This window comes from Sphingomonas zeae, assembly GCF_014197135.1.
Classification (GTDB): domain Bacteria; phylum Pseudomonadota; class Alphaproteobacteria; order Sphingomonadales; family Sphingomonadaceae; genus Sphingomonas; species Sphingomonas zeae.
This window is the reverse complement of the sequence record NZ_JACIFA010000005.1, coordinates 170,656-194,278: the sequence shown is the minus strand read 5'-3', so window position 1 is coordinate 194,278 and position 23,623 is coordinate 170,656. Positions and strand designations below refer to the sequence as shown.

At 65.2% G+C, this 23,623-nt stretch carries 29 protein-coding genes and 2 tRNA genes; 23 read left to right on the top strand and 8 right to left on the bottom strand.

The features are described from left to right. Positions 1–74: 74 nt before the first annotated feature. The 3 genes from GGR45_RS09635 to GGR45_RS09625 all read right to left on the bottom strand — a co-directional run bounded on the left by GGR45_RS09635 (position 75) and on the right by GGR45_RS09625 (position 3,020). Positions 75–590 carry an EF-hand domain-containing protein gene (locus GGR45_RS09635; protein ID WP_246358134.1) on the bottom strand — a complete coding sequence of 172 codons (516 nt, stop codon included), beginning with the start codon at positions 588–590 and terminating at the stop codon, positions 75–77. A 116-nt stretch (positions 591–706) separates the two neighbouring features. After that, on the bottom strand, positions 707–1,948 hold the full coding sequence (locus GGR45_RS09630; RefSeq protein WP_175311427.1) for a TetR/AcrR family transcriptional regulator: 1,242 nt from the start codon (positions 1,946–1,948) through the stop codon (positions 707–709). 166 nt (positions 1,949–2,114) lie between these two features. Beyond that, the gene (locus tag GGR45_RS09625; RefSeq protein ID WP_175311426.1) at positions 2,115–3,020 is read right to left on the bottom strand and encodes an acyl-CoA thioesterase; all 906 of its coding nucleotides are present in this window, start codon (positions 3,018–3,020) and stop codon (positions 2,115–2,117) included. Positions 3,021–3,157: 137 nt separating this feature from the next. On the opposite strand from GGR45_RS09625, the gene GGR45_RS09620 reads away from it, so the two are divergent. The 4 genes from GGR45_RS09620 (at position 3,158) to GGR45_RS09605 (ending at position 4,938) form a co-directional block, all read left to right on the top strand. Then, positions 3,158–3,334 carry a hypothetical protein gene (locus GGR45_RS09620; RefSeq protein ID WP_175311425.1) on the top strand — a complete coding sequence of 59 codons (177 nt, stop codon included), beginning with the start codon at positions 3,158–3,160 and terminating at the stop codon, positions 3,332–3,334. A 165-nt stretch (positions 3,335–3,499) separates the two neighbouring features. After that, positions 3,500–4,645, top strand: a complete 1,146-nt coding sequence (locus tag GGR45_RS09615) for an AI-2E family transporter (RefSeq protein WP_246358146.1) — start codon at positions 3,500–3,502, stop codon at positions 4,643–4,645. 58 nt (positions 4,646–4,703) lie between these two features. Next, positions 4,704–4,780 (top strand) — tRNA-Asp (locus tag GGR45_RS09610). A gap of 81 nt (positions 4,781–4,861) precedes the next feature. Continuing rightward, positions 4,862–4,938: transfer RNA gene (locus tag GGR45_RS09605), tRNA-Asp, on the top strand. 170 nt (positions 4,939–5,108) lie between these two features. Here the strand turns inward: GGR45_RS09605 and GGR45_RS09600 are convergent. From GGR45_RS09600 to GGR45_RS09585, 4 genes are all read right to left on the bottom strand, one after another. Then, entirely contained in the window at positions 5,109–5,312 is a 204-nt protein-coding gene (locus GGR45_RS09600) for a DUF2842 domain-containing protein (RefSeq protein ID WP_175311423.1), read from the bottom strand. Beyond that, positions 5,309–5,842, bottom strand: coding sequence for a 5-formyltetrahydrofolate cyclo-ligase (locus tag GGR45_RS09595; protein ID WP_175311422.1), 534 nt, complete (start codon positions 5,840–5,842; stop codon positions 5,309–5,311). Before GGR45_RS09595 ends, GGR45_RS09600 begins: the two co-directional genes overlap by 4 nt. Before the next feature lie 219 nt (positions 5,843–6,061). Next, entirely contained in the window at positions 6,062–6,376 is a 315-nt protein-coding gene (locus GGR45_RS09590) for a cell division protein ZapA (RefSeq protein ID WP_175311421.1), read from the bottom strand. After that, the gene (locus tag GGR45_RS09585) at positions 6,376–6,573 is read right to left on the bottom strand and encodes a hypothetical protein (protein WP_175311420.1); all 198 of its coding nucleotides are present in this window, start codon (positions 6,571–6,573) and stop codon (positions 6,376–6,378) included. Before GGR45_RS09585 ends, GGR45_RS09590 begins: the two co-directional genes overlap by 1 nt. Positions 6,574–6,761: 188 nt before the next feature. Here GGR45_RS09585 and gap point away from each other — a divergent pair, with 188 nt between their 5' ends. Genes gap through GGR45_RS09570 form a run of 3 tightly spaced genes read left to right on the top strand, consistent with a single transcriptional unit; the run spans position 6,762 to position 9,444 of the window. Next, positions 6,762–7,772: a type I glyceraldehyde-3-phosphate dehydrogenase gene (gene gap, locus GGR45_RS09580; RefSeq protein ID WP_175311419.1), complete on the top strand. Its 1,011-nt coding sequence runs from the start codon at positions 6,762–6,764 to the stop codon at positions 7,770–7,772. Next, complete coding sequence (locus GGR45_RS09575) at positions 7,772–8,248, top strand: MOSC domain-containing protein (RefSeq protein ID WP_221235829.1); 477 nt, start codon at positions 7,772–7,774, stop codon at positions 8,246–8,248. Before gap ends, GGR45_RS09575 begins: the two co-directional genes overlap by 1 nt. Beyond that, the gene (locus tag GGR45_RS09570; RefSeq protein WP_175311418.1) at positions 8,245–9,444 is read left to right on the top strand and encodes a phosphoglycerate kinase; all 1,200 of its coding nucleotides are present in this window, start codon (positions 8,245–8,247) and stop codon (positions 9,442–9,444) included. The genes GGR45_RS09575 and GGR45_RS09570 overlap by 4 nt, the downstream gene beginning before the upstream one ends. A gap of 40 nt (positions 9,445–9,484) precedes the next feature. Here GGR45_RS09570 and GGR45_RS09565 read toward each other — a convergent pair whose 3' ends face one another. Next, the gene (locus GGR45_RS09565) at positions 9,485–10,003 is read right to left on the bottom strand and encodes a TlpA family protein disulfide reductase (protein ID WP_175311417.1); all 519 of its coding nucleotides are present in this window, start codon (positions 10,001–10,003) and stop codon (positions 9,485–9,487) included. Between the two features lie 123 nt (positions 10,004–10,126). On the opposite strand from GGR45_RS09565, the gene GGR45_RS09560 reads away from it, so the two are divergent. The 16 genes from GGR45_RS09560 (at position 10,127) to nuoI (ending at position 23,601) form a co-directional block, all read left to right on the top strand. Continuing rightward, complete coding sequence (locus GGR45_RS09560) at positions 10,127–10,372, top strand: ribbon-helix-helix protein, CopG family (RefSeq protein ID WP_175311416.1); 246 nt, start codon at positions 10,127–10,129, stop codon at positions 10,370–10,372. Further along, complete coding sequence (locus GGR45_RS09555; protein WP_175311415.1) at positions 10,369–10,695, top strand: type II toxin-antitoxin system PemK/MazF family toxin; 327 nt, start codon at positions 10,369–10,371, stop codon at positions 10,693–10,695. The genes GGR45_RS09560 and GGR45_RS09555 overlap by 4 nt, the downstream gene beginning before the upstream one ends. Before the next feature lie 38 nt (positions 10,696–10,733). Next, entirely contained in the window at positions 10,734–11,642 is a 909-nt protein-coding gene (locus tag GGR45_RS09550; RefSeq protein WP_175311414.1) for a class I fructose-bisphosphate aldolase, read from the top strand. Positions 11,643–11,746: 104 nt separating this feature from the next. Continuing rightward, positions 11,747–12,430, top strand: coding sequence for a thiamine phosphate synthase (gene thiE / locus GGR45_RS09545; RefSeq protein ID WP_175311413.1), 684 nt, complete (start codon positions 11,747–11,749; stop codon positions 12,428–12,430). 237 nt (positions 12,431–12,667) lie between these two features. After that, the gene (locus GGR45_RS09535; RefSeq protein WP_175311412.1) at positions 12,668–13,279 is read left to right on the top strand and encodes a M23 family metallopeptidase; all 612 of its coding nucleotides are present in this window, start codon (positions 12,668–12,670) and stop codon (positions 13,277–13,279) included. A 72-nt stretch (positions 13,280–13,351) separates the two neighbouring features. Further along, positions 13,352–13,915 (top strand): elongation factor P, encoded by a 564-nt coding sequence (gene efp, locus GGR45_RS09530; protein ID WP_007403968.1) that lies wholly within the window; start codon positions 13,352–13,354, stop codon positions 13,913–13,915. Between the two features lie 129 nt (positions 13,916–14,044). Continuing rightward, entirely contained in the window at positions 14,045–14,857 is an 813-nt protein-coding gene (locus tag GGR45_RS09525; RefSeq protein ID WP_175311411.1) for an inositol monophosphatase family protein, read from the top strand. 193 nt (positions 14,858–15,050) lie between these two features. Then, the gene (gene ndhC / locus GGR45_RS09520) at positions 15,051–15,425 is read left to right on the top strand and encodes an NADH-quinone oxidoreductase subunit A (RefSeq protein WP_056438114.1); all 375 of its coding nucleotides are present in this window, start codon (positions 15,051–15,053) and stop codon (positions 15,423–15,425) included. Next, positions 15,416–16,000 (top strand): NuoB/complex I 20 kDa subunit family protein, encoded by a 585-nt coding sequence (locus tag GGR45_RS09515; RefSeq protein ID WP_217497948.1) that lies wholly within the window; start codon positions 15,416–15,418, stop codon positions 15,998–16,000. The genes ndhC and GGR45_RS09515 overlap by 10 nt, the downstream gene beginning before the upstream one ends. Further along, positions 15,997–16,833: an NADH-quinone oxidoreductase subunit C gene (locus GGR45_RS09510; RefSeq protein ID WP_175311410.1), complete on the top strand. Its 837-nt coding sequence runs from the start codon at positions 15,997–15,999 to the stop codon at positions 16,831–16,833. Before GGR45_RS09515 ends, GGR45_RS09510 begins: the two co-directional genes overlap by 4 nt. After that, the gene (locus GGR45_RS09505) at positions 16,830–18,065 is read left to right on the top strand and encodes an NADH-quinone oxidoreductase subunit D (RefSeq protein WP_175311409.1); all 1,236 of its coding nucleotides are present in this window, start codon (positions 16,830–16,832) and stop codon (positions 18,063–18,065) included. Before GGR45_RS09510 ends, GGR45_RS09505 begins: the two co-directional genes overlap by 4 nt. Further along, positions 18,065–18,739: a complex I 24 kDa subunit family protein gene (locus GGR45_RS09500; RefSeq protein WP_175311408.1), complete on the top strand. Its 675-nt coding sequence runs from the start codon at positions 18,065–18,067 to the stop codon at positions 18,737–18,739. Before GGR45_RS09505 ends, GGR45_RS09500 begins: the two co-directional genes overlap by 1 nt. Further along, positions 18,739–20,049 (top strand): NADH-quinone oxidoreductase subunit NuoF, encoded by a 1,311-nt coding sequence (nuoF, locus tag GGR45_RS09495; RefSeq protein ID WP_175311407.1) that lies wholly within the window; start codon positions 18,739–18,741, stop codon positions 20,047–20,049. The genes GGR45_RS09500 and nuoF overlap by 1 nt, the downstream gene beginning before the upstream one ends. Beyond that, the gene (nuoG, locus tag GGR45_RS09490; RefSeq protein WP_175311406.1) at positions 20,049–22,067 is read left to right on the top strand and encodes an NADH-quinone oxidoreductase subunit NuoG; all 2,019 of its coding nucleotides are present in this window, start codon (positions 20,049–20,051) and stop codon (positions 22,065–22,067) included. The genes nuoF and nuoG overlap by 1 nt, the downstream gene beginning before the upstream one ends. After that, positions 22,064–23,119, top strand: a complete 1,056-nt coding sequence (nuoH, locus tag GGR45_RS09485; protein WP_175311405.1) for an NADH-quinone oxidoreductase subunit NuoH — start codon at positions 22,064–22,066, stop codon at positions 23,117–23,119. The genes nuoG and nuoH overlap by 4 nt, the downstream gene beginning before the upstream one ends. After that, positions 23,116–23,601, top strand: coding sequence for an NADH-quinone oxidoreductase subunit NuoI (gene nuoI, locus GGR45_RS09480; protein WP_042483186.1), 486 nt, complete (start codon positions 23,116–23,118; stop codon positions 23,599–23,601). Before nuoH ends, nuoI begins: the two co-directional genes overlap by 4 nt. Positions 23,602–23,623: the final 22 nt, after the last annotated feature.

The window sequence follows — 23,623 nt, the reverse complement described above, 5'->3', positions numbered from 1 at the left end:
CTAGCATAGCGGTCGCAGGCAGCAAAAGGGACGGGATTCCATAGAATGACCCGTCCCCTCGGCTCGCGGCTCGGTCAGTCGGCGTCGGACGACGACGGCGTCTGGTTCGGGCTGGAGGGGTTCATGCCGCCGCGATGGCGACCGCCCCAGCGCAGCGCCGCGCGTTCGGTTGCGTCGATCTTCCCGTCATGATTGGTATCGAGCCGGTCGAACATCGCGGCCGCGCGGGCACGGAAGGCGTCGGCGGTGATCGGCTGGCGCGGGCTGCGACCGGGTTGGTTGCCGACGCCGCGGCGGGCGGCCTGTTCGGCACGCCGCTGCTCGCGATAGGCACGCATCTCGTCGGGCGTGACGGTGCCGTCGTGATTGGCATCCATCGCGGCAAAGCGCTGATCGGCCGCAGCAAGCGCGGCAGCGCGGGTGATGTTGCCGCTCGCATCGGGCTGCACGCCCATCATACTGCCGCGCATTCCGCCGGTCGGGGACGGCGCACCGGCCTGGGCCTGAGCCTGCGCGTGGGCGGCGGTCACGGTCAGCATGGTGGCGCCCAGAAGCAGGGCGGGGGATAGGCCGATCAAGGTCTTTCGCATGGCGTGGGCGTCCTCTTTGCGGCGGGGTTGAGTCCCCGCCGAACGATCACCTTTCTGGACCCCGGCTGTCGCCCGTTCATGTCGAGCCGCCTCCGCATTTGTCGCAAATTGTGTGCTTAGCGCAGGAGCCGGTCGTCGAACATGCCGTACAGGATGGTTGAGGCGTAGAGCGCGATGGCATGCGGGCGCTCCATCGTCCCGGCCCATTTGCGCATGTCGAACGCGGCGTTCTGGATCGCCATCAGCGCCTGGGCGGCGATCAGCGCATCGACCGGGCGCATCGACCCTTCGCTGACCCCGTCCATGATCGTGCCCGCATAGCGCCGCGCGATCCGGTTGGACCGTTCGACCATGGCGGCGCGGACATCGCCTGGCAGGCTGGCGAGCGCGGTGGTGCGCAGCAGGGGGCCACGCTCGGCGAACTGGATGTCGAGCAAGGTGGCAATCGCGCTCGACAGCCGGTGCCAATGGCTGCCCCCGGCTGCATCGGCCAGTTGCTGTGCGGCCGTGATCGTATCAAAGCTTCGGCGATAGCAGGCCGTGACCAGATCGTCCTTGGCGTCAAGATGGTGGTAGAAGCTGCCCTTGGTCACGTTCAGCTCGGATGCGATCCGCTGCACGCTGGCGCCGCGATAGCCCAACTGGTTGATCAGCCGCGTCGCCGCCAGCAGGAATGCCTCGCGTCCCGGCTCGCCCCCGCGCGCTCCCTGCGCATCCAGGTCCAGCATGGTGGGGGACCAGGCCGACCCGGGGGCGGCTACGCCATGGGTCAGCACGTCGAGCAGCCGTTCCTCGACGCGGGCATATTGGTCGGGCTCGTAGCGGACCAGCCACATCGGTAGCCAGAAGGTGTTCTCGAGCAGGACATGGGCGCGTGCGCCATGGAGATCGGTATGGGCACGGCTGGGCGCGGGACCCCAGAGGCTCCGGGTGGCGCGGAACACTTTCTGCCATCCAGCCATCAACCGGCCGCGGATCGGCTCCTCCATCGCGCGCAGGTCGGACAGGACGGCGAAGGGCGTTTCCTCGCCACGCTCGATCCGGGCGAGCCGCGCCATGTTGATCGACAGATAGCGCGCGACGCGGGCCTGCGGCGTCGGCTCCTCGGCGGCTTCGGACAGCATGTCGAGGAGCCGCTCCAGCGTATGCTCGAACGCCGCCGCCGCCAGTTCCTCCTTGCGGCGGAAGTAATAGGTGACGCTGGTCGTGTTCAGGCCGACGCGCCGCGCGACATCGGCGAAGGTCATGCCCTTGGCGGATTGCTCGTTGATGACCTGCGCCGCCGCTGCCAGGATGGCGTCGCGCTTTTGCAGATAGCGGTCGGTATTCCGCCCCTCACCGACGGACGTCGCCGCCATGCTTTCCTTCCTCCGACATCATCGGCCGCCGCGCGGGCGATCGCTTTTGTTTAGAGGCGAAAGCCTTGCCCGTCACCGTCAATTCGTCGTTTTGTCCGGGGGAACCGACGATATTTCCGAGGTTATCCAAAAGGCGGTATGCCCGATCAGGTCATATGCGGGGCGGTCAATCCCCGGCGACAGACTTGCGAAGCCGGATCAGCCCCTCCTGAGCGACGCTGGCGACCAGCCGACCATCGCGGGAGAAAATGCGGCCTCGATTGAACCCGCGCGCATGGCCAGCCCAGGGGCTGTCGGTCGTGTAGAGTAGCCACTCGTCGGCGCGAAACGGTTCGTGCAGCCACAGTGCATGGTCGAGGCTGGCGGTTTGCATATCGTGGATCAGCCAGTTGATCCCATGCGGCAGCGTGGACGTGCCGAGCAGCGCGAAATCGCTGGCATAGGCCAGGATCGCCCGGTGGAGTGCGGGATCGTCGCCGATCGGCGCGACCAGCCGGAACCAGATCGCCTGGACCGGCTCGCGCGGTTCGGGGGCGAGCAACTGGCGCGGGTCGACCGTCCGCAGCTCGATCGGTCGGGGATGTTCCAGAAAGGCGCGGATCGGCGCCGGGACCTGCGTCCCCAGCGAGTCTAGCAGCTCGCGTTCCGATGGCAGCGAATCCGGCGCGGGAACGTCGGGCATCGCATCCTGATGGTGCATCCCATCTTCGGGCGTCTGGAACGAGCAGGCCATGTTGAGGATCGGCTTGCCCTTCTGCATCGCGATCACCCGGCGGGTGGCGAAGCTGCGCCCCTCAAAATCGCGCTCGACCCGATAGGTGATCGGGAAACGCTCGTCGCCGGGGCGCATGAAATAGGCGTGGAGCGAATGCGCCGTCTTTGGCGCGTCGGTCGATCGCTGCGCGGCCTGGAGCGCCTGGGCAATGACCTGTCCACCGAAGACCCGGCCCTCGCCGCCGGGACGCCGGGCACCGCGATAGAGGTCGGTGTCGATCTCCTCGACGTTCAACAGCGCGACCAGGCCCTGGGCAAGCTGGTCGGAAGAAAAACGGGGGCGGGTGTCGGAATCCATAACCGGATGATGCTGCACGTTGACGTAAACGTCAATGACTCGGTCGCCCCTTGAGGATGCGGCTCCAACCAAAAGATGCTTTTACGCCGTTGGGGCGCCCGCTACACAGGCGGCGACGATCTGGCTGGGAGCAGGTGATGGACGGTTTGAATGAAGATGGCGTCTCGGAGCGCGCCGAACTACATTTCCTGGCAGCGTTGACCGAGGAATTGATGCGTCACCTGATGGAGGCGGGGGTGCTCAGCCGCACCCAGCTCCAGTCGATCGAAAATGCGGTGGCCGAGCGCACCGGCGGCATTCCCCGCGCCTGGTAAGGCGGCAGAACTCACTCACATGACATAAACGTCATGAAATGGCGGCGTTAGCGGCTTTCCTGCATCGGGAAAGCCGCTAACGTGACCGTCATGAGTGACGTGCAAGACGACCTGGTCGACAAGGCCTATCCGGCGGGCGATTCGATCCTGGGGACGCCGGTGGGCATGGGGCCGCGCGATGCGGTGCGGATCGCGATGCGCCGGGACCGGCTGCTCGCCGGGCTGACCCTGACCGCGGGCGCGGGGTTCATCCTGGCCTTGCCCTTCGCCCTGCGCGAGGGGGCCGAATTCTTCCTGCCGCTCACCACCGCTTTGGTCATCGCCATCGCATTGGTCCCCATCCTCGAATGGCTGGAGCGGCGACGCGTGCCTTCGGCGCTGGCCGCGCTGATCTGCGTGATTCTGTTTCTGGTCGTCGCAAACGTCGCGCTGGCTGCGATCATCGTGCCCGCGACCGACTTTTTCCGTCTGCTGCCCAGCCGGATCGGGCGCATCCAGGACAATCTGGCGCCGCTGCTCGATCTCTATTCCAGCCTGGAGCGCTACGCGAACAAGGCATTGCGACAGATCGCCTCCACCCCGATCCGCCAACCGCAGACTGCCGCCGTCTCGCCCCCCAGCTCGATCCTGGAACTGGCGGCGACCTCGGCGCCGGGGCTGATCGTCCAGTTCCTGTTTGGCGTCCTCGTCGTGTTCTTCGTCTTGTCGGGCTGGACCCGGATGCGCAAGGAGACGATCCGCGGGCGGACGAGCTTCGACGGTGCGATGGCGACCGCGCGGGTCATCCAGGAGGTGGTGGACGACGTCTCGGCCTATCTGGGCACTATCACGATCATCAACCTGGCGCTGGGCGGCGCGGTGGCGGGGGCGCTGTCGCTGTTCGGGATGCCCTATCCGCTGATGTGGGGCGGCATCGTCGCGCTGCTCAACTACATCCCCTATTTCGGGCCGGTGATCGGCGCGCTGCTCCTGGCGGTGGGCGGCCTCATGACATTCAGCGACATCTGGCTCGCGCTGGCGCCCCCCGCGATCATGTATGGAATGCACCTGATCGAGGCGAACCTCATCACCCCGTTAATCGTCGGGCATCGTCTGACCATCAGTCCGGTCCTCATCCTGATCTCGCTGAGCTTCTGGGGATGGGTATGGGGGACGGTCGGCGCGCTACTGGCGGTGCCGCTGCTGATCATCCTCCAGACCATCCTCAAAGCCGCAGGAAAACCCGACATTGCAGGCTTCCTGTTCGAGCATGGAACGCTCACCCATCTCGACCGCGAAACCGACCCGGTGGACGTTCCGCAAGAAAGTTGAAAATGAGGCGTTGACAGGGTCGGGAGGCTCGCCTAGTTGGCGCGCCTCGACGCTTTCAGCGGGTGTAGCTCAGTTGGTTAGAGCGCCGGCCTGTCACGCCGGAGGTCGCGGGTTCGAGCCCCGTCACTCGCGCCATTTCCCTTGGGAATGGCTGAAAATATCGAAATCCCCGAAAGGGCCGATGCCGATGCAGATTGGCATATCATGGCTTTCTAAGCGGGTGTAGCTCAGTTGGTTAGAGCGCCGGCCTGTCACGCCGGAGGTCGCGGGTTCGAGCCCCGTCACTCGCGCCATCCTTCGGGATGGCGCTCCTGTTTTCAGCACCGATATGTTTCATTAGGCCGCGCTTCGGTTTGGCGCGAACCAGCCTTGGCATATGCGCCGATTGCTTCCGGAACATCCAGCTCCGAACATCCCGCCGCCGTTCGGCCTGAGCGCAGGCGAAGGCTACGCGACAACGCCTCTAGCTTCGTCCGCCCTCCATCCAGCGCAGAAGCGGCTTCATCGGCGTGATCCACACGATCCCCGCGACGACATAGAAGACCAGCTGCAACACCCAGTGCCACTGGCCGACCACGCCCGACAGGCTGGCGACCAGCGCCGCCCAAGCGATGATGATCGCGACGATCAGCAGCATTCCGGCGGGTTTGCGCCAGCTGGGTGTCATGGAACAATCCATTCCGATTCGGTGGCGATGGCGTGGAGCGGCACGTCCCAGCTGTCGGGTACCATGTCCTCCACCTCCTGCACGCTCCAGGCGATGCCGACACGCCAGGCGTCGGGGTTGGCCGCAAAGGCACGGTCGTAATGTCCTGCCCCCTGTCCCAGTCGATTGCCGCGCCGGTCGAAGCCCACAAGAGGCGTCAGGATGATGTCGGGGCGGCATTCGGGCGCATCGGCGGCGGGCTGGTCCAGGCCGAAGGCGCCGACGCTCAGATCCTCGCCGTCAGCCCAAGTCAGGAAGCGGATCGGGCTGGCGCGGTCGGTGACATGGGGCAGGGCGATCGTCGCGCCCGCATGGAGCGCCGCCTCGACCCATAGGGCCGGGTCCGCCTCCGCGCCCAGGGGGCGATAGGCCGCGATAACCTGATGGGGGAAAAGGCGGTCGAGAAAGGGCCGCGCCACCGGCAGGAGGCCGGGACCATGCGCATCGCGGACGCTTCGCAACCGGGCGCGCAGGGCGCGTTTGTCGATCATGTCAGAAAAAAGCGGGTGGCGGGACCGCCATGGCCGTTTGCCGTAATATCCACCGACGCCCAATACGTCAGGTGGGGACCATGTACGTCGGACCAGGGTCCGGGCAGGGACAGCCCCCTTGGATGAAGAATAGCCTCAGGGATTATCGTGGCTCGTACCGGGCAGAGCCCGCCGCCGACCCATGTAGGCAAGGCCGTCGCGTTACTCAAGAGCTTGATCCTAGCCAAGGTGGCCGCGATCCTCCGGGTCCAGTGCGTCGGCCAGCGCCTCCAGCCGCTCGGCGATGCGGGCCAGCGCCGCCTCGCTCACTGCCGCGCCCGCCGGCGGGCGGCGTTCGGCTTCCTCCAGCGCATCGGCCAACATGAGCGCGACGAACAGCAGCGCCCGCTCGCCATTGTGGCCGCCCGAGGCCCGCAGGGCCGCTGGCCAGCGCTGGTCCAGCATCTGGCCCAGCATCCGGACGCGCGCTTCGCCGCCCTCCTGGCAATAGACGGTATGGGGCCGATCGCCGACCAGGATCGTCACCTCGGCCATCAGGCGGCGCTCCCCCGGCTGATGACGTCGTCGAGCGCGCTCACCGCCTCGGCCATGCGCGCCTTCAGCGCGGCGTGACGGCGGGCCAGCGCATCCTCCTTGGCGGCACGGGTTCGGATCGCCCGTTCGATGCGGGCGATGGCATGGTCGATCCGTTCGACGGAGGAAAGGACGTCGTCGGCAATAGGTTCGGGCATGAAAGGGGCTTAGCAGGCTGGTCCCATGCGGCAACCCGGAATTGGACGATACGGCGCGCTCGGGCGGTTGACAGACACCCGCGCGGCTCCGAAAGGCGTGGCGCGAATGATGGAATCACCCGATGATCCATCCAACCGGGGGCGGTGCCGTCCAAGGCACGGCCCGAAAAAGACAGGAGCTTGCTGGCATGACGGTCAAGGTTGCAATCAACGGTTTCGGTCGCATCGGCCGTCTGGTCGCGCGTGCGATCCTCGAGCGCGGCGGTGACTCCCTCGAACTGGTGGCGATCAACGATCTCGCCGACGCCAAGTCCAACGCCTGGCTGTTCAGCCGCGATAGCGTCCATGGCCGTTACCCGGGCGAAGTGACCGCAGAGGGTAACGACATCGTGATCGACGGCAAGCATATCCGCGTCACCGCCGAGCGCGATCCGGCCAACCTGCCGCACAAGGAACTGGGCGTCGATCTGGTCCTGGAGTGCACCGGCTTCTTCACCGACAAGGCGTCGTGCGAGAAGCACATCGCGGCGGGCGCCAAGAAGGTGCTGATTTCGGCCCCGGGCAAGAATGTCGATCTGACCGTCGTCTACGGCGTCAACCATGACAAGCTGTCGGCCGAGCACACCATCGTGTCGAACGCGTCGTGCACCACCAACTGCCTGGCGCCGGTCGCCAAGGTGCTGAACGATGCGATCGGGATCGAGCGTGGCCTGATGACCACGGTCCACGCCTATACCAACGACCAGAAGATCCTCGACCAGATCCACCCCGACCTGCGCCGCGCCCGCGCCGCCGCCATGTCGATGATCCCGACCACCACCGGCGCGGCCCGCGCGGTGGGCGAGGTGCTGCCCGAGCTGAAGGGCAAGCTGGACGGTTCGGCCATCCGCGTGCCGGTGCCTGACGTCAGCCTGGTCGACCTGACCTTCACCCCGGCGCGTGACACGACCAAGGAAGAGGTCAACGCGATCCTGAAGGCGGCGTCGGAAGACGGCGCGCTCAAGGGCGTGCTGGTCTTCTCGGACGAGCCGCTGGTGTCGATCGACCTGATGCACTCGCCGCAATCCTCGACCGTCGACAGCCTGGAGACGGCGGTGATCGACGGCAAGCTGGTGCGCGTCGTGTCGTGGTACGACAATGAGTGGGGCTTCTCGAACCGCATGGTCGATACCGCGACCGCGATGGCGAAGTTCCTCTGATGACCGACGGGCGGGTGATGACCGGGCGTCTGGCCGGCATCGCTCGCCGGGCCGTCCCCAAGGGGCCGATGGAGGTGCTGGACACCGCATCGGTCACCTTGGCGGGTGGCGTTGAAGGCGATGTTCGGGGCCGGATCAAGCCCGGCGGGCGTGGGCGGCGCCAAGTGACGCTGATGGAGAGTCGCGACTGGGACGCCGCGATGGCGGCGATCGACCGCGATATTCCCTGGCAGGAACGCCGCGCGAACCTGCTGATCGAGGATTTCGATCTTCCCCAGAGTCCGGGCGTCCGGCTTCGTATCGGATCCGTCCTTCTTCAAATCACCATGGAATGCGATCCGTGCCACCGCATGGACGCGATCGCCGATGGATTGCAGGCGGCGCTTCGCCCCGACTGGCGCGGGGGCGCCTGCGCCCGCGTGATCGAGGGCGGCACCATCCACATCGGCGATACAATCAGGATCGAGGAATCATGACCAAGGCCTTTAAGACGCTCGATGATATGGGCGATGTCCAGGGCAAGCGCGTGCTCGTCCGCGAGGATCTGAACGTGCCGATGGCCGATGGTCGCGTGACCGACGACACCCGCCTGCGCGCGACGATCGCGACCGTGACCGAACTGGCCGACAGGGGCGCGATCGTCCTGATCCTCGCGCATTTCGGCCGCCCCAAGGGGCAGCGCAATCCCGACTATTCGCTGGCGATGCTGACCCGGCCGTACAGCGATGTGCTGGGCCGTCCGGTGCGTTTCATCGACGACGTCGCGGGCGAGGCGGCGGAAGCCGCGGTGGCGACGCTGAACCCCGGCGATATCGCGATCCTGGAGAACACACGGTTCCACGCCGGTGAGGAAAAGAACGACCCCGAACTGGCGGCGCAGATCGCCAGGCTGGGCGATTTCTACGTCAACGATGCCTTTTCCGCCGCACACCGCGCGCACGTCTCGACCGAAGGGCTGGCGCGCCAGCTCCCGGCGTTCGCCGGTCGGGCGATGGAGGCCGAACTCGACGCGCTGGAAAAGGCGCTCGGCAACCCCGAGCACCCCGTCGCGGCCGTGGTCGGCGGCGCGAAGGTGTCGACCAAGCTCGCCGTGCTCAAGCATCTGGTCGGCAAGGTCGATCACCTCATCATCGGCGGCGGCATGGCCAACACCTTCCTCGCCGCGCGCGGCGTCGATGTGGGCAAGTCGCTGTGCGAGCATGACCTGACCGGCACCGCCGAGGACATCCTCGACGCCGCCGACAAGGCGGGCTGCACCGTACATCTGCCATACGACGTGGTCGTGGCCAAGGAGTTCAAGCCGAACCCCGAGACGCGTACCGTCAACGTCCACGAAGTCGCCGCCGACGAGATGATCCTCGACCTTGGCCCCAATGCCGTCGAGGCGCTGGGCGATGTGCTCAAGAACTGTCGGACCTTGGTCTGGAACGGCCCGCTCGGCGCGTTCGAGACGCCGCCCTTCGACAAGGCGACCGTCGCGCTCGCCAAGACGGCGGCGGCGCTGACCCAGGATGGCAGCCTCGTGTCGGTCGCGGGCGGTGGCGACACCGTCGCCGCGCTCAACCAGGCGGGCGTGGGGACGCAGTTCACCTTCGTCTCGACGGCGGGCGGCGCGTTCCTGGAATGGATGGAGGGGCAGGACCTGCCCGGCGTTGCCGCGCTGACGATGTAATCTCCGATCCTCCCCCTTGCAGGGGAGGAAGCCTACACGACTACGACCCCGTCGCCGCTGGCGGCGGGGTTTCCTTCAACAGCGGAACCAGAAGCCGGTTGAGATCGTCGATATCGAACGCCGCCGCCTTGGCGTAACGCACCCGCCCGCTGCGATCGATGATATAGTTGGTCGGAACCGCGCCCAGCGTCGCATAAGGTCCCTTGATCCGAAGCGCCGAAGGGATGGCCATCGCGGCGAACAGCGGTTTCAGCTGGTACAGAGGCAGGGAGTCCTCGGTCGCCACCGCGAACACCTGCAAGCCATGCTTGCCCTGAATGCGATAATATTGGTCGAGCAGCGGCAGTTCGGCCCGGCAAGGCCCGCACCACGTCGCCCAGAAATTCAGCACCACCACCTGGCCCTGCAAATCGGCTAGCCGGACATGCGTGCCGTCGATCAGCGTCAGGTCGAAATCAGGCGCCATTTCGCCCATCTTGGGTGCGGATTTCGCAACCGCCGAAGACGCGGCAGGCACGATCGCCAGTGCCACGACCGCCGCCATACGAAACCAGGCCATCTGCATACTGCCCCCCTAAGCTGCCCCATTGCAGGATGATCCGCCGCAGATCGGTTGGTCAAGAGCGCTTGATCCCACTTGTCCTAGTTGCTAGGTTAAACGCGTTAAACGAAGGAAGTGGTGATGCTCGGCGTCCGCCTCGATACCGAATTGGAAGAGCGGCTGGCGGCCGTCGCGCGCACGCAGGGGCGCAGCAAAAGCGATATCGCCCGCGAAGCCGTGCGCCGCTATGTCGATCTGCACGACGAAGCCTATCGCCGGGAGGCGCGCCGCCAGTCGACCCGTGCGTCGAAGCGCGACACGCCCGAGGATTTCGTCTTCTGGAACACACTGGCCAAGGAGACGCCACCGTCGGAGGAGAGCGCTTGAAGATTTCTCATGCCGCCATCGTGCTGGCGACGACGGGCGAGGGGGGCGATCACCGCCCGTTCCTGGTCGTCCAGTCGGACCTATATAACGAGACGCACAACACCATCACCGTCTGCCCGATGACCTCGGTCGTCGGCGGCGAGGCGCTGTTCCGCGTCGCCTTTTCCCCGCGTGAGCATACCGGCTTGACCGTCGAGTGCGAGGTGCAGGTGGACAAGATCCTGTCCATCCCACGCAATCATATCGTCAAAGTCATCGGCCATGCTTCGCCCACCCGGATGGAGCAGGTCGATCAGGCGCTGCGCCGCTGGCTGATGCTCTGAACCCTTACTCAAGACCCGTATTGATCTGGAGAGACCCGATGACCCCGACCGTGAAGGCCATTCTCGACAAATATGAAGGCACGCCCGCCGCGGTGAAGGCCAATCTCGCCCGCATCCTGATGCAGGGCAAGCTGGGCGGCACCGGCAAGCTCATCATCCTGCCGGTCGACCAGGGCTTCGAGCATGGCCCGGCGCGCAGCTTTGCGGTCAACCCGCCGGCCTATGACCCGCATTACCATTTCCAGCTGGCGATCGACGCCGGGCTGTCGGCCTATGCCGCGCCGCTGGGGATGCTGGAGGCGGGGGCCGACACCTTCGCGGGCCAGATCCCGACCATCCTGAAGATCAACAGCTCGAACAGCTGGGGCACCTCGATCACGCAGGCCGTAACGGGCAGCGTGCAGGACGCGGTGCGGCTGGGCTGCTCGGCGATCGGCTTTACCATCTATCCGGGCTCGGACGGCATTTTCGATGCGATGGACCAGATCGCGATCCTGTCGGCCGAAGCGCGCGAGGCTGGCCTCGCCACCGTCATCTGGAGCTATCCGCGCGGCGGCAAGCTGAGCAAGGACGGCGAACTGGCGCTCGACGTCGGCGCCTATGCCGCGCACATGGCGGCGCTGCTCGGCGCGCACATCATCAAGGTGAAGCTACCCAGCGACCATATCGAACAGGCCGAGGCCAAGAAGGTCTATGAGGGCACCGACTGGTCCAACCAGGCCGACCGCGTGCGCCATGTGGTCCAGTCGAGCTTTGCGGGCCGCCGCATCGTCGTCTTCTCGGGCGGCGCGGCCAAGGGCGCGGATGCCGTCTATCAGGACGCGCGCGACATTCGTGACGGTGGCGGCAACGGCTCGATCATCGGCCGCAACACCTTCCAGCGCCCGCGCGACGAGGCGCTGGCGATGCTCGACAAGCTGATCGCGATCTACAAGAACGAAGAATAAGTTCTTGCTAGGGCTGGGCGTTCCGGTTGGGGAACCGGGACGCCCATTCCTTATGGCGTACCGCACAGGTGACGGACGCCGCGTCAGGCGCTAGGGGAAGGGCCATGACGCTTGATGACGATCCCCTCGGCCCGCTCGACCCCAATTTCGCCGCGGCCTTTACCCGCGATGTGCGGCGCCCGCCATGCCAGCTCTACCTGATCTCGCCGCTCGACGTGACGGGTGGTTTCGCCGACCGTCTGGCGCGTGCGCTCGATGCCGGGCCGGTCGCGGCCTTCCAGTTCCGCGTCAAGGATATGGACCAGCACGCCGCCGCCAAGCTGGCCGAACCGCTCCAGCGTATCTGCGCCGACCGCGAGGTGGCCTTCATCGTCAATGACAGCATCAGCCTGGCCAAGCGGCTGGGCGCGGACGGCGTGCATCTGGGCCAGGACGATGGCGACGCGCGTGAGGCCCGCGACGTGCTTGGCCCCTCGGTGCAGATCGGCGTGACCTGCCATGACAGCCGCCACCTCGCGATGGAAGCGGGTGAGGCCGGTGCGGACTATGTCGCCTTCGGTGCCTTTTATCCGACGACGACCAAGGAGACCAAGCATCGGCCGGAGCCCGTGATCCTGTCCTGGTGGTCCGCGCTGTTCGAGTTGCCTTGCGTTGCGATCGGGGGGATCACCCCCGCCAACGCCCCGCCGCTGGTCGAGGCGGGGGCGGACTTCCTTGCCGTATCGGGTGGCGTATGGAACGGCGACGAGGCGACGGCGGTCAAGGCATTTGCCGAGTTGCTGGCTTAAGGCTCCGCCTCGCGCATCCGTTGCGGATCGGAAACAAGCGTCCGCCCTTCGCGTTTATCCTGGCATCGATCCACGGGTCCAAGGAGCGGGCGTGAAGAGACTGGCAATCGCCATGGGCGGTGGAGTGGCAATGGCGCTGATCGCGGTCGCCACTCATCCGGCATCCGATCGGACGCGAGAGGTTACGCGGTCTCCACTGGCACCCCATATCGTCAGCGCGCCGAGAGCTGTGCCGCAATGAGGCGTGGCGGGGGCAGGGGGCCGCTGTCGCGCTTCGGTTGGGTGATGTTGACGCTGATCGTGGCCGCGGTCGGCGGTTTCCTGTCGATGCTGTCCTTCGGCCCAGGCGAAGTCGTCGTTCCCGATATCGCGGCCCCGGCCAAACAGGCGGCGGCGGGAAGCGCCGCGTCGCTCATCATGCCGATCGCCCATTATCCCGTCGCCTCCCTCCATCACGATTGGGGTGATCCGCGCGAGGGCGGCAAGCGCAGGCATCAGGGGCTGGACCTGATCGCCCCGGCCGGAACCCCCGTGGTTGCCGCACTGCCTGGCACGATTGAAAAGCTGTTCGACAGCGATCGCGGCGGCCATACCCTTTATATCCGCTCGCGCGACGGTCGCTGGGGCCTCTATTATGCGCCTCTGAAGGGCTATGCTCCGGGCCTGGCCGAGGGGCAGCGGGTGGATCAAGGGCAGATCGTCGGCTATGTCGGCGACAGCGGCAATGCCGGCGCGGGCAATACGCATCTGCATTTCGCGGTCAGCTGGATGCGCGCCGGGGACAAGTGGTGGCAGGGCGAGCCGGTCGACCCCTATCCGCTGCTTGCCGGAAAGACCGCTTCGAGGTAAAGCGGCGCCTCGGACCGCCGGGCCGCTTCCATGCCCCGGCATCCTTCGCTCTTTCCAGCAGGTTGAAGACCCATGAAGATCAGCGGCGTGGACATTCGTCCCGGCAACATCATCGAGTATGAAGGCGGCATCTGGCGCGCCGTGAAGATTCAGCACACCCAGCCCGGCAAGGGCGGTGCGTATATGCAGGTCGAGATGAAGAACCTCATCGACGGCCGCAAGACCAATGTTCGCTTCCGCTCCGCCGAGACGGTCGAGCGCGTCCGCCTGGATACCAAGGACTTCCAGTTCCTGTTCGCGGAAGGCGACGACCTGACCTTCATGGACAAGGAAAGCTATGAGCAGATCACGCTGCCGCGCGACCTGCTGGGCGATGCCGCGGCCTTCCTGCAGGACGGCATGGACGTGGTGATGGAACTGCACGAGGAAAAGCCGATCTCGGTCCAGCTTCCCGATCAGATCGAAGCCACCATCGTCGAGGCCGACGCCGTGGTGAAGGGACAGACCGCTTCGTCCTCGTACAAGCCCGCCATCCTAGACAATGGCGTGCGCGTGATGGTGCCGCCGCACATCGCGAGCGGCACGCGCATCGTCGTCGACGTGTACGAACAGACCTACGTCCGCCGCGCGGACTGACGGCCCACGGCGGATGACCGGCGCGATATAAGCGCGACCCCGTCATCCGCCGTCCCGGCCCGTCGTTCGCGGCGGGCCTTTTCAATTGGAGCGCCCTGGGCAAGCAGCGGCGCGATCGAAAGGACGATCATGGCCTCGCACTCCGGGCTTCTCACCATCATGGAACGCGCCGCGCGCAAGGCCGCCCCGCGTCTGCGCCGCGACTTCAACGAGGTCCAGCACCTCCAGGTCAGCCGCAAGGGTCCTGCCGACTTCGTGTCGATGGCCGACAAGCGTGCCGAGGAAACCGTCTTCGAGGAACTGAAGAAGGCGCGCCCCGACTGGAACTTCCTCATGGAGGAGGGCGGCGAGATCAAGGGCGATCCGTCCAAGCCGCGCTTCATCATCGACCCGCTCGACGGCACCTCGAACTTCCTGCACGGCATCCCGCACTTCGCCATCTCGATCGCGGTCGAAGAGTCGCTGGCGAACGGCAAGCGCGAAGTGACGACCGGCCTGATCTATCAGCCGCTGACCGACGAGAGCTTCTGGGCCGAAAAGGGCCGGGGCGCCTGGTTGCAGGACGGCCGCCTGCGCGTGTCGTCGCGTCGCGATCTGTCCGAGGCGCTGATCGCGACCGGCATTCCGTTCCTGGGTCATGGCGATTTCGTCCAGTGGAGCCGCATTTTCGGTGCGATCGCGCCGCAGGTCGCCGGTATCCGCCGCTTCGGCTCGGCCGCGCTCGACCTCGCTTGGGTCGCGGCGGGCCGTTACGACGGCTTCTGGGAATCGGGCTTGAAGCCCTGGGACGCAGCGGCGGGCATGTTGCTGGTGCGAGAAGCCGGTGGTTTCGTCAGCGACTTCCGCGGCAGCGACAAGTCGCTCGACCGCGGCGAATATCTGGCGGCGAACGAGGGTCTGCATTCCAAGCTTCACAAGCTGCTGGCCAACGCGCTGCGTTAAGATTTGGAGGAATTTAAGCGCAATGGCGGTTCGCCATTGCGCTTAACCCTCTCTGATACCATCTGAAATCCTGTCGGATGAGGTGAATGGCACGGTTCAGTTGCGATTCATTCTCATGCCTCCGCTGGCTTGCTCCGGCCGACCCATCGGCCTAAAGCCATCCGCATCCAGTTCCGCATCTGCGAGAGAAAACTTGGTCGATCTGTCGCAATATCTGCCGATCCTCCTGTTCCTGGGCGTTGCCCTGGTTCTGTCGACGGCTTTCGTGTTTCTGCCCATGCTCGTGGCGCGCCTGACGGGTGCGCATAAGCCCAATGAGCAGAAGCTGTCCGAATATGAATGCGGCTTCCCCGCGTTCGAAGACCCGCGCAGCCAGTTCGACGTGCGGTTCTACCTCGTCGCCATCCTGTTCATCATCTTCGATCTGGAAGCGGCATTTCTCTATCCCTGGGCGGTCAGCGTCTTCAGCCTCGGCTGGACCGCCTGGTTTTCGATGATGATCTTCATCGGCGAGCTCGCGCTGGGTCTCGTCTATGCGTGGAAGAAGGGAGCGTTGGATTGGGAGTAAATCTTCACTCCGGTCCGGTTGAGTTCAAGCCGCAGGCCCATGGCGGATCCGTCCATGATGGCCAGGCCGTCATTCAGCCCGATCAGGGCTTTTTCGACGGGTTGAACGGCGAACTGACCGACAAGGGCTTCCTCGTCACCTCGACCGAGGAGCTGTTCCAATGGGCGCGCACCGGCTCGCTCTGGTGGATGACCTTCGGTCTGGCGTGCTGCGCGGTGGAGATGATCCACGTCAACATGCCGCGTTACGACATGGAGCGCTTCGGTGCCGCGCCGCGCGCATCGCCGCGCCAGTCGGACGTGATGATCGTGGCGGGGACGCTGTGCAACAAGATGGCTCCGGCGCTGCGTCGTGTGTACGACCAGATGTCGAACCCGAAATATGTCATCTCGATGGGCAGCTGCGCCAATGGCGGCGGCTATTATCACTACAGCTATTCGGTGGTGCGCGGCTGTGACCGGATCGTGCCCGTGGACATCTATGTCCCCGGTTGCCCGCCGACCGCCGAAGCGCTGCTGTACGGCGTGATGCAGCTGCAGCGGAAGATCCGCCGCGCCGGGAGCATCGAACGGTGAGGGCGCCTGCTCCCCGTTTCGCCGCGAATGACGGCGTGATCGATGCGGCGCGCGCCGCGCTTGGCCCCTGGCTGGTCGATGCGCGCGAGCATGTCGGCGAGGTTGCGCTGATCGTCGACCGGGCCAACCTGGTGCCGGCGATGACCGCGCTGCGCGATACCAAGGGGCTGGAATATCAGCAGCTCATGGAAATCGCCGGCGTCGACTACCCGGAGCGCGACAAGCGGTTCGAGGTGGTCTATTGCCTGCTGTCGCTGACCCGCAACCACCGCCTGCACGTCCATGTCTGCACCGATGAGGACAGGCCGGTTCCATCGGTGACGGGCCTGTGGCCCGTCGCGGGCTGGCTGGAGCGTGAGGTCTATGACCTGTACGGCGTGCTGTTCTCGGGCAATAGCGATCTGCGTCGCATCCTGACCGATTATGGTTTCCGCGGCCATCCGCTGCGCAAGGACTTTCCGCTGACGGGCTATACCGAGCTGCGTTACTCGGAAGAAGAAAAGCGCGTCGTCTATGAGCCGGTGAAGCTGGCGCAGGACTTCCGCAATTTCGACTTCCAGAGCCCGTGGGAAGGCGCCGAATACGTCCTTCCGGGTGACGAGAAGGGGGCTCAGGCGCAGGGCAAGGGCGCGCAGACCCCGGCGAGTGCCGATGCGGTGAAGAAGGCCGATGCGGCGCCGGACAAGACGGCGCCCGCCAACGCGCCCGAAACCAAGACCACCGAAAGCCCCAAGCAGACGGGCGCGGGCGAACCGCATCCGGGCAACAAGGCCGAGGACAAGCCCAAGAACCCCGACGTGGTGCCGACCAAGGGCGGAGGACAGAATCAGTGAGCGACTACGTCGACGAACTGCTCCACAAGACGGATGCGGCCGACCCGACCACGGGTGACGTGTCGATCCAGAACTACACGATCAACTTCGGCCCGCAGCATCCGGCGGCGCATGGCGTGCTTCGCCTCGTCATGGAGCTGGACGGCGAGATCGTCGAGCGGATCGATCCGCATGTCGGCCTGCTGCATCGCGGCACCGAGAAGCTGATCGAATACAAGACCTATTCGCAGGCGCTGCCCTATTTCGATCGCCTCGACTATTGCTCGCCGATGTGCATGGAACACAGCTATGTGCTGGCGGTCGAGAAGCTGCTCGATCTCGAAGTGCCGCTGCGCGCGCAATATCTGCGGACCTTCTTCGCCGAGCTGACGCGCATTTCCAATCACATGCTCAATCTGGGCAGCCATGTGATGGACGTCGGCGCGATGACGCCGAACCTGTGGCTGTTCGAGATCCGCGAAGACTGCATGAACTTCTATGAGCGGGCCTCGGGCGCGCGCATGCATGCGAATTACTTCCGCGTCGGCGGCGTCCATCAGGACGTGCCGCTTAAGCTGCTGACCGATATCGCCGACTGGCTCGACACCCGTCTGCCGCGTCTGTTCGAGGACGCGATCAGCCTCGTCGCCAACAACCGCATCTTCAAGCAGCGTAATGTCGACATCGCGGTGGTGAACCGTGAAGACGCGATCAAGTGGGGCTTCTCCGGCCCGATGATCCGCGGCTCCGGCATTCCGTGGGATCTGCGCAAGTCGCAGCCCTATGACGCCTATGACAAGGTTGACTTCGACGTGCCGGTCGGCACCAGCGGCGACTGCTATGACCGTTTCATGGTGCGCGTGGAGGAAGTGCGCCAGTCGGCCCGGATCATGAAGCAGTGCCTGGCGCAGATGCCCGAAGGTCCGGTGCTCGCCACCGACCGCAAGGTCACGCCGCCTAAGCGCGGTGAGATGAAGCGCTCGATGGAAGCGCTGATCCACCACTTCAAGCTGTATACCGAAGGGTATCACGTTCCCGCCGGTGAGGTGTATGTCGCGACCGAAAGCCCCAAGGGCGAGTTCGGCGTGTATCTCGTCTCCGACGGATCGAACAAACCCTATCGCTGCAAGATCCGCCCGACCGCGTTCAGCCATCTGCAGGCCATGGAATTCATGTCCAAGGGGCACATGCTGGCCGACACGACCGCGATCCTGGGCGCGATGGACATCGTTTTTGGTGAATGTGACCGCTAATGGCTGACGCACCCAACATCCCCGACGAGGCGGAAGTCCGCGCCCGCTGGGGCAATTTCGCCTGGACCGACGAGAACCAGAAGAAGGCGAACGAGATCCTCGCGCGCTATCCGAAGGGGCGCGAACAGTCCTGCTCGATCCCGTTCCTCGATCTCGCCCAGCGTCAGGTCGGTGCGGAGACGCAGACGCAAGGCTGGCTGCCGGTTCCGGTAATCGAGTTCGTCGCGCGTCAGCTCGGTGTCGCCTATATGCGCATCTACGAGGTCGCGACCTTCTACACGATGTTCAACCTTGCGCCGGTCGGTCGCTATCACGTCCAGGTGTGCGGCACGACGCCGTGCATGCTGCGCGGGTCGGACGACGTGCTGGCGGCGTGCAAGAACAAGGGGCTGATCAAAGGCAAGACCACGCCTGACGGCCTGTTCACGCTGACCGAGGTCGAGTGCATGGGCAATTGCGCCTCGGCACCGATGGTCCAGATCAACGACGACAATTACGAGGATCTGGATTACGACCGCACGGTCACGATTCTGGAGGCGCTGGCCCGTGGCGAGAGCCCCAAGACCGGCACGCAGGAGCCGGGTCGCCATACGGTCGAGCCGCTGGGCGGTCCGACCACGCTGACCGCCATGGTCGGCGACAATCACGACTATCGCGGGGAGTGGGGCGCATAATGCTCGCTGACAAGGACCGCATTTTCACCAATCTCTACGGCTATCAGCCGTGGAACGTCGACGCGGCGATGAAGCGTGGCGATTGGGACAATACCAAGGCGCTGCTCGAGCTGGGCCAGGACAAGATCATCGACGTCATCAAGGCGTCGGGTCTGCGTGGGCGCGGCGGGGCGGGCTTCCCGACCGGCATGAAGTGGAGCTTCATGCCCAAGGAACCGCGCCCCGACCGGCCGAGCTTCCTGGTCATCAACGCCGACGAGTCCGAGCCGGGTTCGTGCAAGGACCGCGAGATCATCCGTCACGATCCGCACAAGCTGATCGAGGGCGCGCTGGTCGCGGGCTTCGCGATGCGCGCGCGGGCGGCCTATATCTATATCCGCGGCGAATATATCCGCGAGGCGGAGACGCTGTTCGCGGCGGTCGCCGAGGCTTATGACCGGGGCTTACTGGGCAAGAACGCCTGCGGCTCGGGTTACGACTTCGACGTGTTCGTCCATCGCGGCGCGGGTGCGTATATCTGCGGCGAAGAGACCGCGATGATCGAAAGCCTGGAGGGCAAGAAGGGCCAGCCGCGCCTGAAGCCGCCTTTCCCGGCGGGTGCGGGCCTCTATGGTTGCCCGACCACGGTCAACAATGTCGAGTCGATCGCGGTCGCGCCGACGATCCTGCGGCGCGGGGCCGAGTGGTTCTCCTCCTTCGGGCGCGAGAACAACAAGGGCACCAAGCTCTTCCAGATTTCCGGCCATGTCGACCGCCCCTGCGTGGTCGAGGAAAGCATGTCGATCAGCTTCCGGGAGCTGATCGAGAAGCATTGCGGCGGTATCCGGGGCGGTTGGGACAATCTGCTGGCGGTGATTCCGGGCGGGTCGTCGGTGCCTTTGGTGCCCGCCGCCGAGATCATGGACGCGCCGATGGATTTTGACGGCCTGAAGGCGGTCGGATCGGGTCTCGGCACGGCGGCCGTGATCGTCATGGACAAGTCGACCGACATCGTCCGCGCGATCAGCCGTCTGTCCTACTTCTACAAGCATGAGAGCTGCGGCCAGTGCACGCCGTGCCGTGAAGGCACCGGCTGGATGTGGCGGGTGATGGAGCGGATGCGCACCGGCGATGCCGACGTGTCCGAGATTGACACGCTGTTCCAGGTGACGAAGCAGGTCGAAGGCCACACCATCTGTGCGCTCGGCGACGCGGCGGCCTGGCCGATCCAGGGCCTGATCCGCCACTTCCGCCCGGAGATGGAACGCCGCATTCGCGAACGCAAAGGCGAGACGGGCGGCAACGCCCCGATGATGGAAGCTGCCGAATAATGCCTAAGGTCAAAGTCGACGGCGTCGAGATCGAGGTGCCGCAGGGCGCCACCGTGCTCCAGGCCTGTGAGCTGGCGGGCAAGGAAATCCCGCGCTTCTGCTATCACGAGCGGCTGTCCATCGCGGGCAATTGTCGCATGTGCCTGGTCGAGGTGAAGCCTGGGCCTCCCAAGCCGCAGGCGTCTTGCGCGCTTCCGGCGGCGGACAATCAGGAAATCTTCACCACCACCCCGATGGTGAAGGCCGCGCGCGAAGGCGTGATGGAATTCCTGCTAATCAACCACCCGCTGGACTGCCCGATCTGCGATCAGGGCGGCGAGTGCGACCTGCAGGACCAGTCCATGGCCTATGGCAAGGGCCATAGCCGCTATGACGAGAACAAGCGGGCCGTCACCGAGAAGTACATGGGTCCGATCGTCAAGACGGTCATGACCCGCTGCATTCAGTGCACCCGCTGCGTCCGCTTCGCCGAAGAGGTCGCGGGCGTGGAGGAGATCGGCGCGATCTATCGCGGCGAGAACATGCAGATCACGTCCTATCTCGAACAGGCCGTGTCGAGCGAACTGTCGGGCAATGTCGTCGACCTGTGCCCGGTGGGCGCGCTGACGTCCAAGCCCTATGCGTTCGAGGCGCGTCCCTGGGAGCTGACGAAGACGCTCGCCATCGATGTAATGGACGCGGTCGGCACCAATATCCGCCTCGACAGCCGGGGTCGGCAGGTGCTGCGCTGCGTGCCGCGCATCAACGACGAGGTGAACGAGGAGTGGGCGAGCGACAAGACGCGTCATGCGATCGACGGGCTGGTCCGTCGTCGCCTCGACCGTCCGTTCATCCGCCGCGACGGCAAGCTGGTCCCTGCCACCTGGGACGAGGCGTTCGCCGCGATCCGTGACGTGAATGCAGGTTCGAGCGTCGCCGCGATCGCTGGTGATCTGGTTGATTGCGAGACGATGTTCGCGGCACGCGCGCTGCTCGCCAAGATGGGTTCGAGCCTGCTCGAAGGTCGTCAGACCGGCATGGATTACGACACGTCGAGCCTGGCTGCGGTCAACTTCAACACGACCATCGCGGGCGTCGAGCGCGCCGATGCGATCCTGCTGATCGGCACCAATCTGCGCTGGGAAGCGCCGCTGGTGAACACCCGTATCCGCAAGGCGATCAAGAAGGGCGCCAAGGTCTTCGCGATTGGCCCCGAGACCGACCTGACCTACAAGGTCGAGTGGCTGGGCGCCGACCTGTCGGTGCTCGGCAACCTGCCCGAGGGCGTCACCGAGCTGTTCGGCAAGGCCGCGCGTCCGATGGTGATCGTCGGTGGCGCGGCGCTGAAGGGTGCGCATGGCGCGAGCCTGAAGCTGGTCGACCAGTTCAATCTGGTACGCACGCTGGAGGATGGTTCGGCCTGGAACGGCTATAATGTCGTTCACATGGCGGCATCCCGTATGGGCGGCCTGATGCTCGGTTATGCGCAGAAGGGCGGCATCGCCGACGTGGTTTCGGCCGCGCCGAAGCTGGCCTTCTTCCTGGGCGCTGACGAGGTCGACTTCGCCAAGTTCGCCGGCAGCTTCAAGGTGTTCGTCGGCCATCATGGCGACAAGGGTGCGCATCACGCCGATGTCATCCTGCCGGGCGCGACCTTTGCCGAGAAGTCGGGCACCTGGGTCAATCTGGAAGGCCGGGTGCAGCGCGGCGACCGTGCGGTGTTCGCACCGGGCGACGCGCGCGACGACTGGACGATTTTCCGTGCGCTGTCCGAAGTGCTGGGCCAGACCCTGCCGTTCGACACGCTGGAAGAGCTGCGCGCCGCGATGGCCGCAGAGGTTCCCGCGCTGGGCCAGGTCGGCCTCGTGACCTTCGACTGGGCCGCGCCGTCGCTGAACGCGACCGCGTCCGGCACGCTCGACGGTTATCCGATCAAGGACTTCTACCTCACCAATGCGATCTGCCGCGCCAGCCCGACGATGCAGCGCTGCTCGGCCGAACTGGTCCATGGTGAGAGCTATGCGGAGGCAGCGGAGTGACCGCGTTTTTCAACACGACGCTCGGCCTTCCTTATGGCTGGGCGTGGGGTATCGCGACGCTGGTCGGGATTCTGGCGATCGCGCTGCCGTTGATGCTGGCGGTGGCGATGGTCATCTATGTCGACCGCAAGATCTGGGCGGCGATGGCGCTGCGCCGGGGTCCGAACGTGGTCGGCCCCTTCGGTCTGCTCCAGTCGTTCGCCGACGGCCTGAAGGTTTTCCTTCAGGAAACCATCGTTCCGGCCGCCGCCAATCGCGGGCTGTTCCTGCTGGCGCCGATCATCACCTTCACGGTCGCGCTGATTGTGTGGGCGGTGGTGCCTTTCCAGCCGGGCGTGGTCGTCGCCGACATCAATGTCGGCCTGCTCTATGTTCTCGCCGCCTCGTCGCTGGGCGTATACGGCGTGATCCTGTCGGGCTGGGCGTCGAACTCGAAATACCCCTTCTACTCGGCGCTTCGTGCGGCCGCGCAGATGGTGTCCTATGAAGTCGCGATCGGCTTCATCCTGATTTCGGTCGTGATGTGGGCGGGCAGCTTCAACCTGACCGCGATCGTCGAGGCGCAGAAGAGCGTGCTGGGGATTCCGGTCAACGGCTTCTTCCTGAACCCGCTGCTGTTCCCGATGGCGGTGATGTTCTTCATCTCGGCGCTGGCCGAGACTCAGCGTGCGCCGTTCGACCTGACCGAAGCGGAGTCGGAACTCGTCGCCGGCTACCAGACCGAGTACAGCTCGATGTCGTTCGCGCTGTTCTGGCTGGGTGAATATGCCAACGTCATCCTGATGTGCGCGTTGAACGCGATCCTGTTCTGGGGTGGCTATCTGCCGCCGTTCGACTGGGCGCCGCTTTACGCCGTGCCGGGCATCATCTGGCTGCTGCTGAAGATGTGCTTCTTCTTCTTCGTCTTTTCCTGGGTGAAGGCGACCGTGCCGCGCTATCGGTACGACCAGCTGATGCGGCTGGGCTGGAAGGTGTTCCTGCCGGTGTCGCTGTTCTGGGTATTCTTGGTGTCTGGCGTGCTGATGTATGCGCGCGTGGGAGTTCCGGCATGAGCGTCGCTCAGTACGTCAAGGCCTTTACGCTGTGGGAGTTTGTGAAGGGCCATGCGCTGACCCTTCGCTACTTCTTCAAGCCGAAGGCGACGATCAACTATCCGTTCGAGAAGAACCCCATCTCTCCGCGCTTTCGGGGCGAGCACGCGCTGCGTCGCTATCCCAATGGCGAGGAGCGGTGCATCGCGTGCAAGCTGTGCGAGGCGATCTGCCCCGCTCAGGCGATCACGATCGAGGCGGAACCCCGCGACGACGGCAGCCGCCGCACGACGCGTTACGACATCGACATGACCAAGTGCATCTATTGCGGGCTGTGCCAGGAGGCCTGCCCCGTAGACGCGATCGTCGAAGGTCCGAACTTCGAATTTTCGACCGAGACCCGCGAAGAGCTGATCTACGACAAGTCGAAGTTGCTCGATAACGGTGACCGCTGGGAAAGCGCGATCGCGGCGAACCTTGCCGCCGATGCGCCGTACCGTTAAAGCCCGCGACCAACGGTTCGGG

Excerpts from the sequence above, each read along its gene's own strand:
- GGR45_RS09635 (WP_246358134.1), bottom strand. The coding sequence starts at position 590 with ATGCGAAAGACCTTGATCGGCCTATCCCCCGCCCTGCTTCTGGGCGCC.
- GGR45_RS09630 (WP_175311427.1), bottom strand. The coding sequence starts at position 1,948 with ATGGCGGCGACGTCCGTCGGTGAGGGGCGGAATACCGACCGCTATCTG.
- GGR45_RS09625 (WP_175311426.1), bottom strand. The coding sequence starts at position 3,020 with ATGGATTCCGACACCCGCCCCCGTTTTTCTTCCGACCAGCTTGCCCAG.
- GGR45_RS09620 (WP_175311425.1), top strand. The coding sequence starts at position 3,158 with ATGGACGGTTTGAATGAAGATGGCGTCTCGGAGCGCGCCGAACTACAT.
- GGR45_RS09615 (WP_246358146.1), top strand. The coding sequence starts at position 3,500 with ATGGGGCCGCGCGATGCGGTGCGGATCGCGATGCGCCGGGACCGGCTG.
- GGR45_RS09600 (WP_175311423.1), bottom strand. The coding sequence starts at position 5,312 with ATGACACCCAGCTGGCGCAAACCCGCCGGAATGCTGCTGATCGTCGCG.
- GGR45_RS09595 (WP_175311422.1), bottom strand. The coding sequence starts at position 5,842 with ATGATCGACAAACGCGCCCTGCGCGCCCGGTTGCGAAGCGTCCGCGAT.
- GGR45_RS09590 (WP_175311421.1), bottom strand. The coding sequence starts at position 6,376 with ATGGCCGAGGTGACGATCCTGGTCGGCGATCGGCCCCATACCGTCTAT.
- GGR45_RS09585 (WP_175311420.1), bottom strand. The coding sequence starts at position 6,573 with ATGCCCGAACCTATTGCCGACGACGTCCTTTCCTCCGTCGAACGGATC.
- gap (WP_175311419.1), top strand. The coding sequence starts at position 6,762 with ATGACGGTCAAGGTTGCAATCAACGGTTTCGGTCGCATCGGCCGTCTG.
- GGR45_RS09575 (WP_221235829.1), top strand. The coding sequence starts at position 7,772 with ATGACCGACGGGCGGGTGATGACCGGGCGTCTGGCCGGCATCGCTCGC.
- GGR45_RS09570 (WP_175311418.1), top strand. The coding sequence starts at position 8,245 with ATGACCAAGGCCTTTAAGACGCTCGATGATATGGGCGATGTCCAGGGC.
- GGR45_RS09565 (WP_175311417.1), bottom strand. The coding sequence starts at position 10,003 with ATGGCCTGGTTTCGTATGGCGGCGGTCGTGGCACTGGCGATCGTGCCT.
- GGR45_RS09560 (WP_175311416.1), top strand. The coding sequence starts at position 10,127 with ATGCTCGGCGTCCGCCTCGATACCGAATTGGAAGAGCGGCTGGCGGCC.
- GGR45_RS09550 (WP_175311414.1), top strand. The coding sequence starts at position 10,734 with ATGACCCCGACCGTGAAGGCCATTCTCGACAAATATGAAGGCACGCCC.
- thiE (WP_175311413.1), top strand. The coding sequence starts at position 11,747 with ATGACGCTTGATGACGATCCCCTCGGCCCGCTCGACCCCAATTTCGCC.
- GGR45_RS09535 (WP_175311412.1), top strand. The coding sequence starts at position 12,668 with ATGAGGCGTGGCGGGGGCAGGGGGCCGCTGTCGCGCTTCGGTTGGGTG.
- efp (WP_007403968.1), top strand. The coding sequence starts at position 13,352 with ATGAAGATCAGCGGCGTGGACATTCGTCCCGGCAACATCATCGAGTAT.
- GGR45_RS09525 (WP_175311411.1), top strand. The coding sequence starts at position 14,045 with ATGGCCTCGCACTCCGGGCTTCTCACCATCATGGAACGCGCCGCGCGC.
- GGR45_RS09500 (WP_175311408.1), top strand. The coding sequence starts at position 18,065 with ATGGCTGACGCACCCAACATCCCCGACGAGGCGGAAGTCCGCGCCCGC.
- nuoF (WP_175311407.1), top strand. The coding sequence starts at position 18,739 with ATGCTCGCTGACAAGGACCGCATTTTCACCAATCTCTACGGCTATCAG.
- nuoG (WP_175311406.1), top strand. The coding sequence starts at position 20,049 with ATGCCTAAGGTCAAAGTCGACGGCGTCGAGATCGAGGTGCCGCAGGGC.
- nuoI (WP_042483186.1), top strand. The coding sequence starts at position 23,116 with ATGAGCGTCGCTCAGTACGTCAAGGCCTTTACGCTGTGGGAGTTTGTG.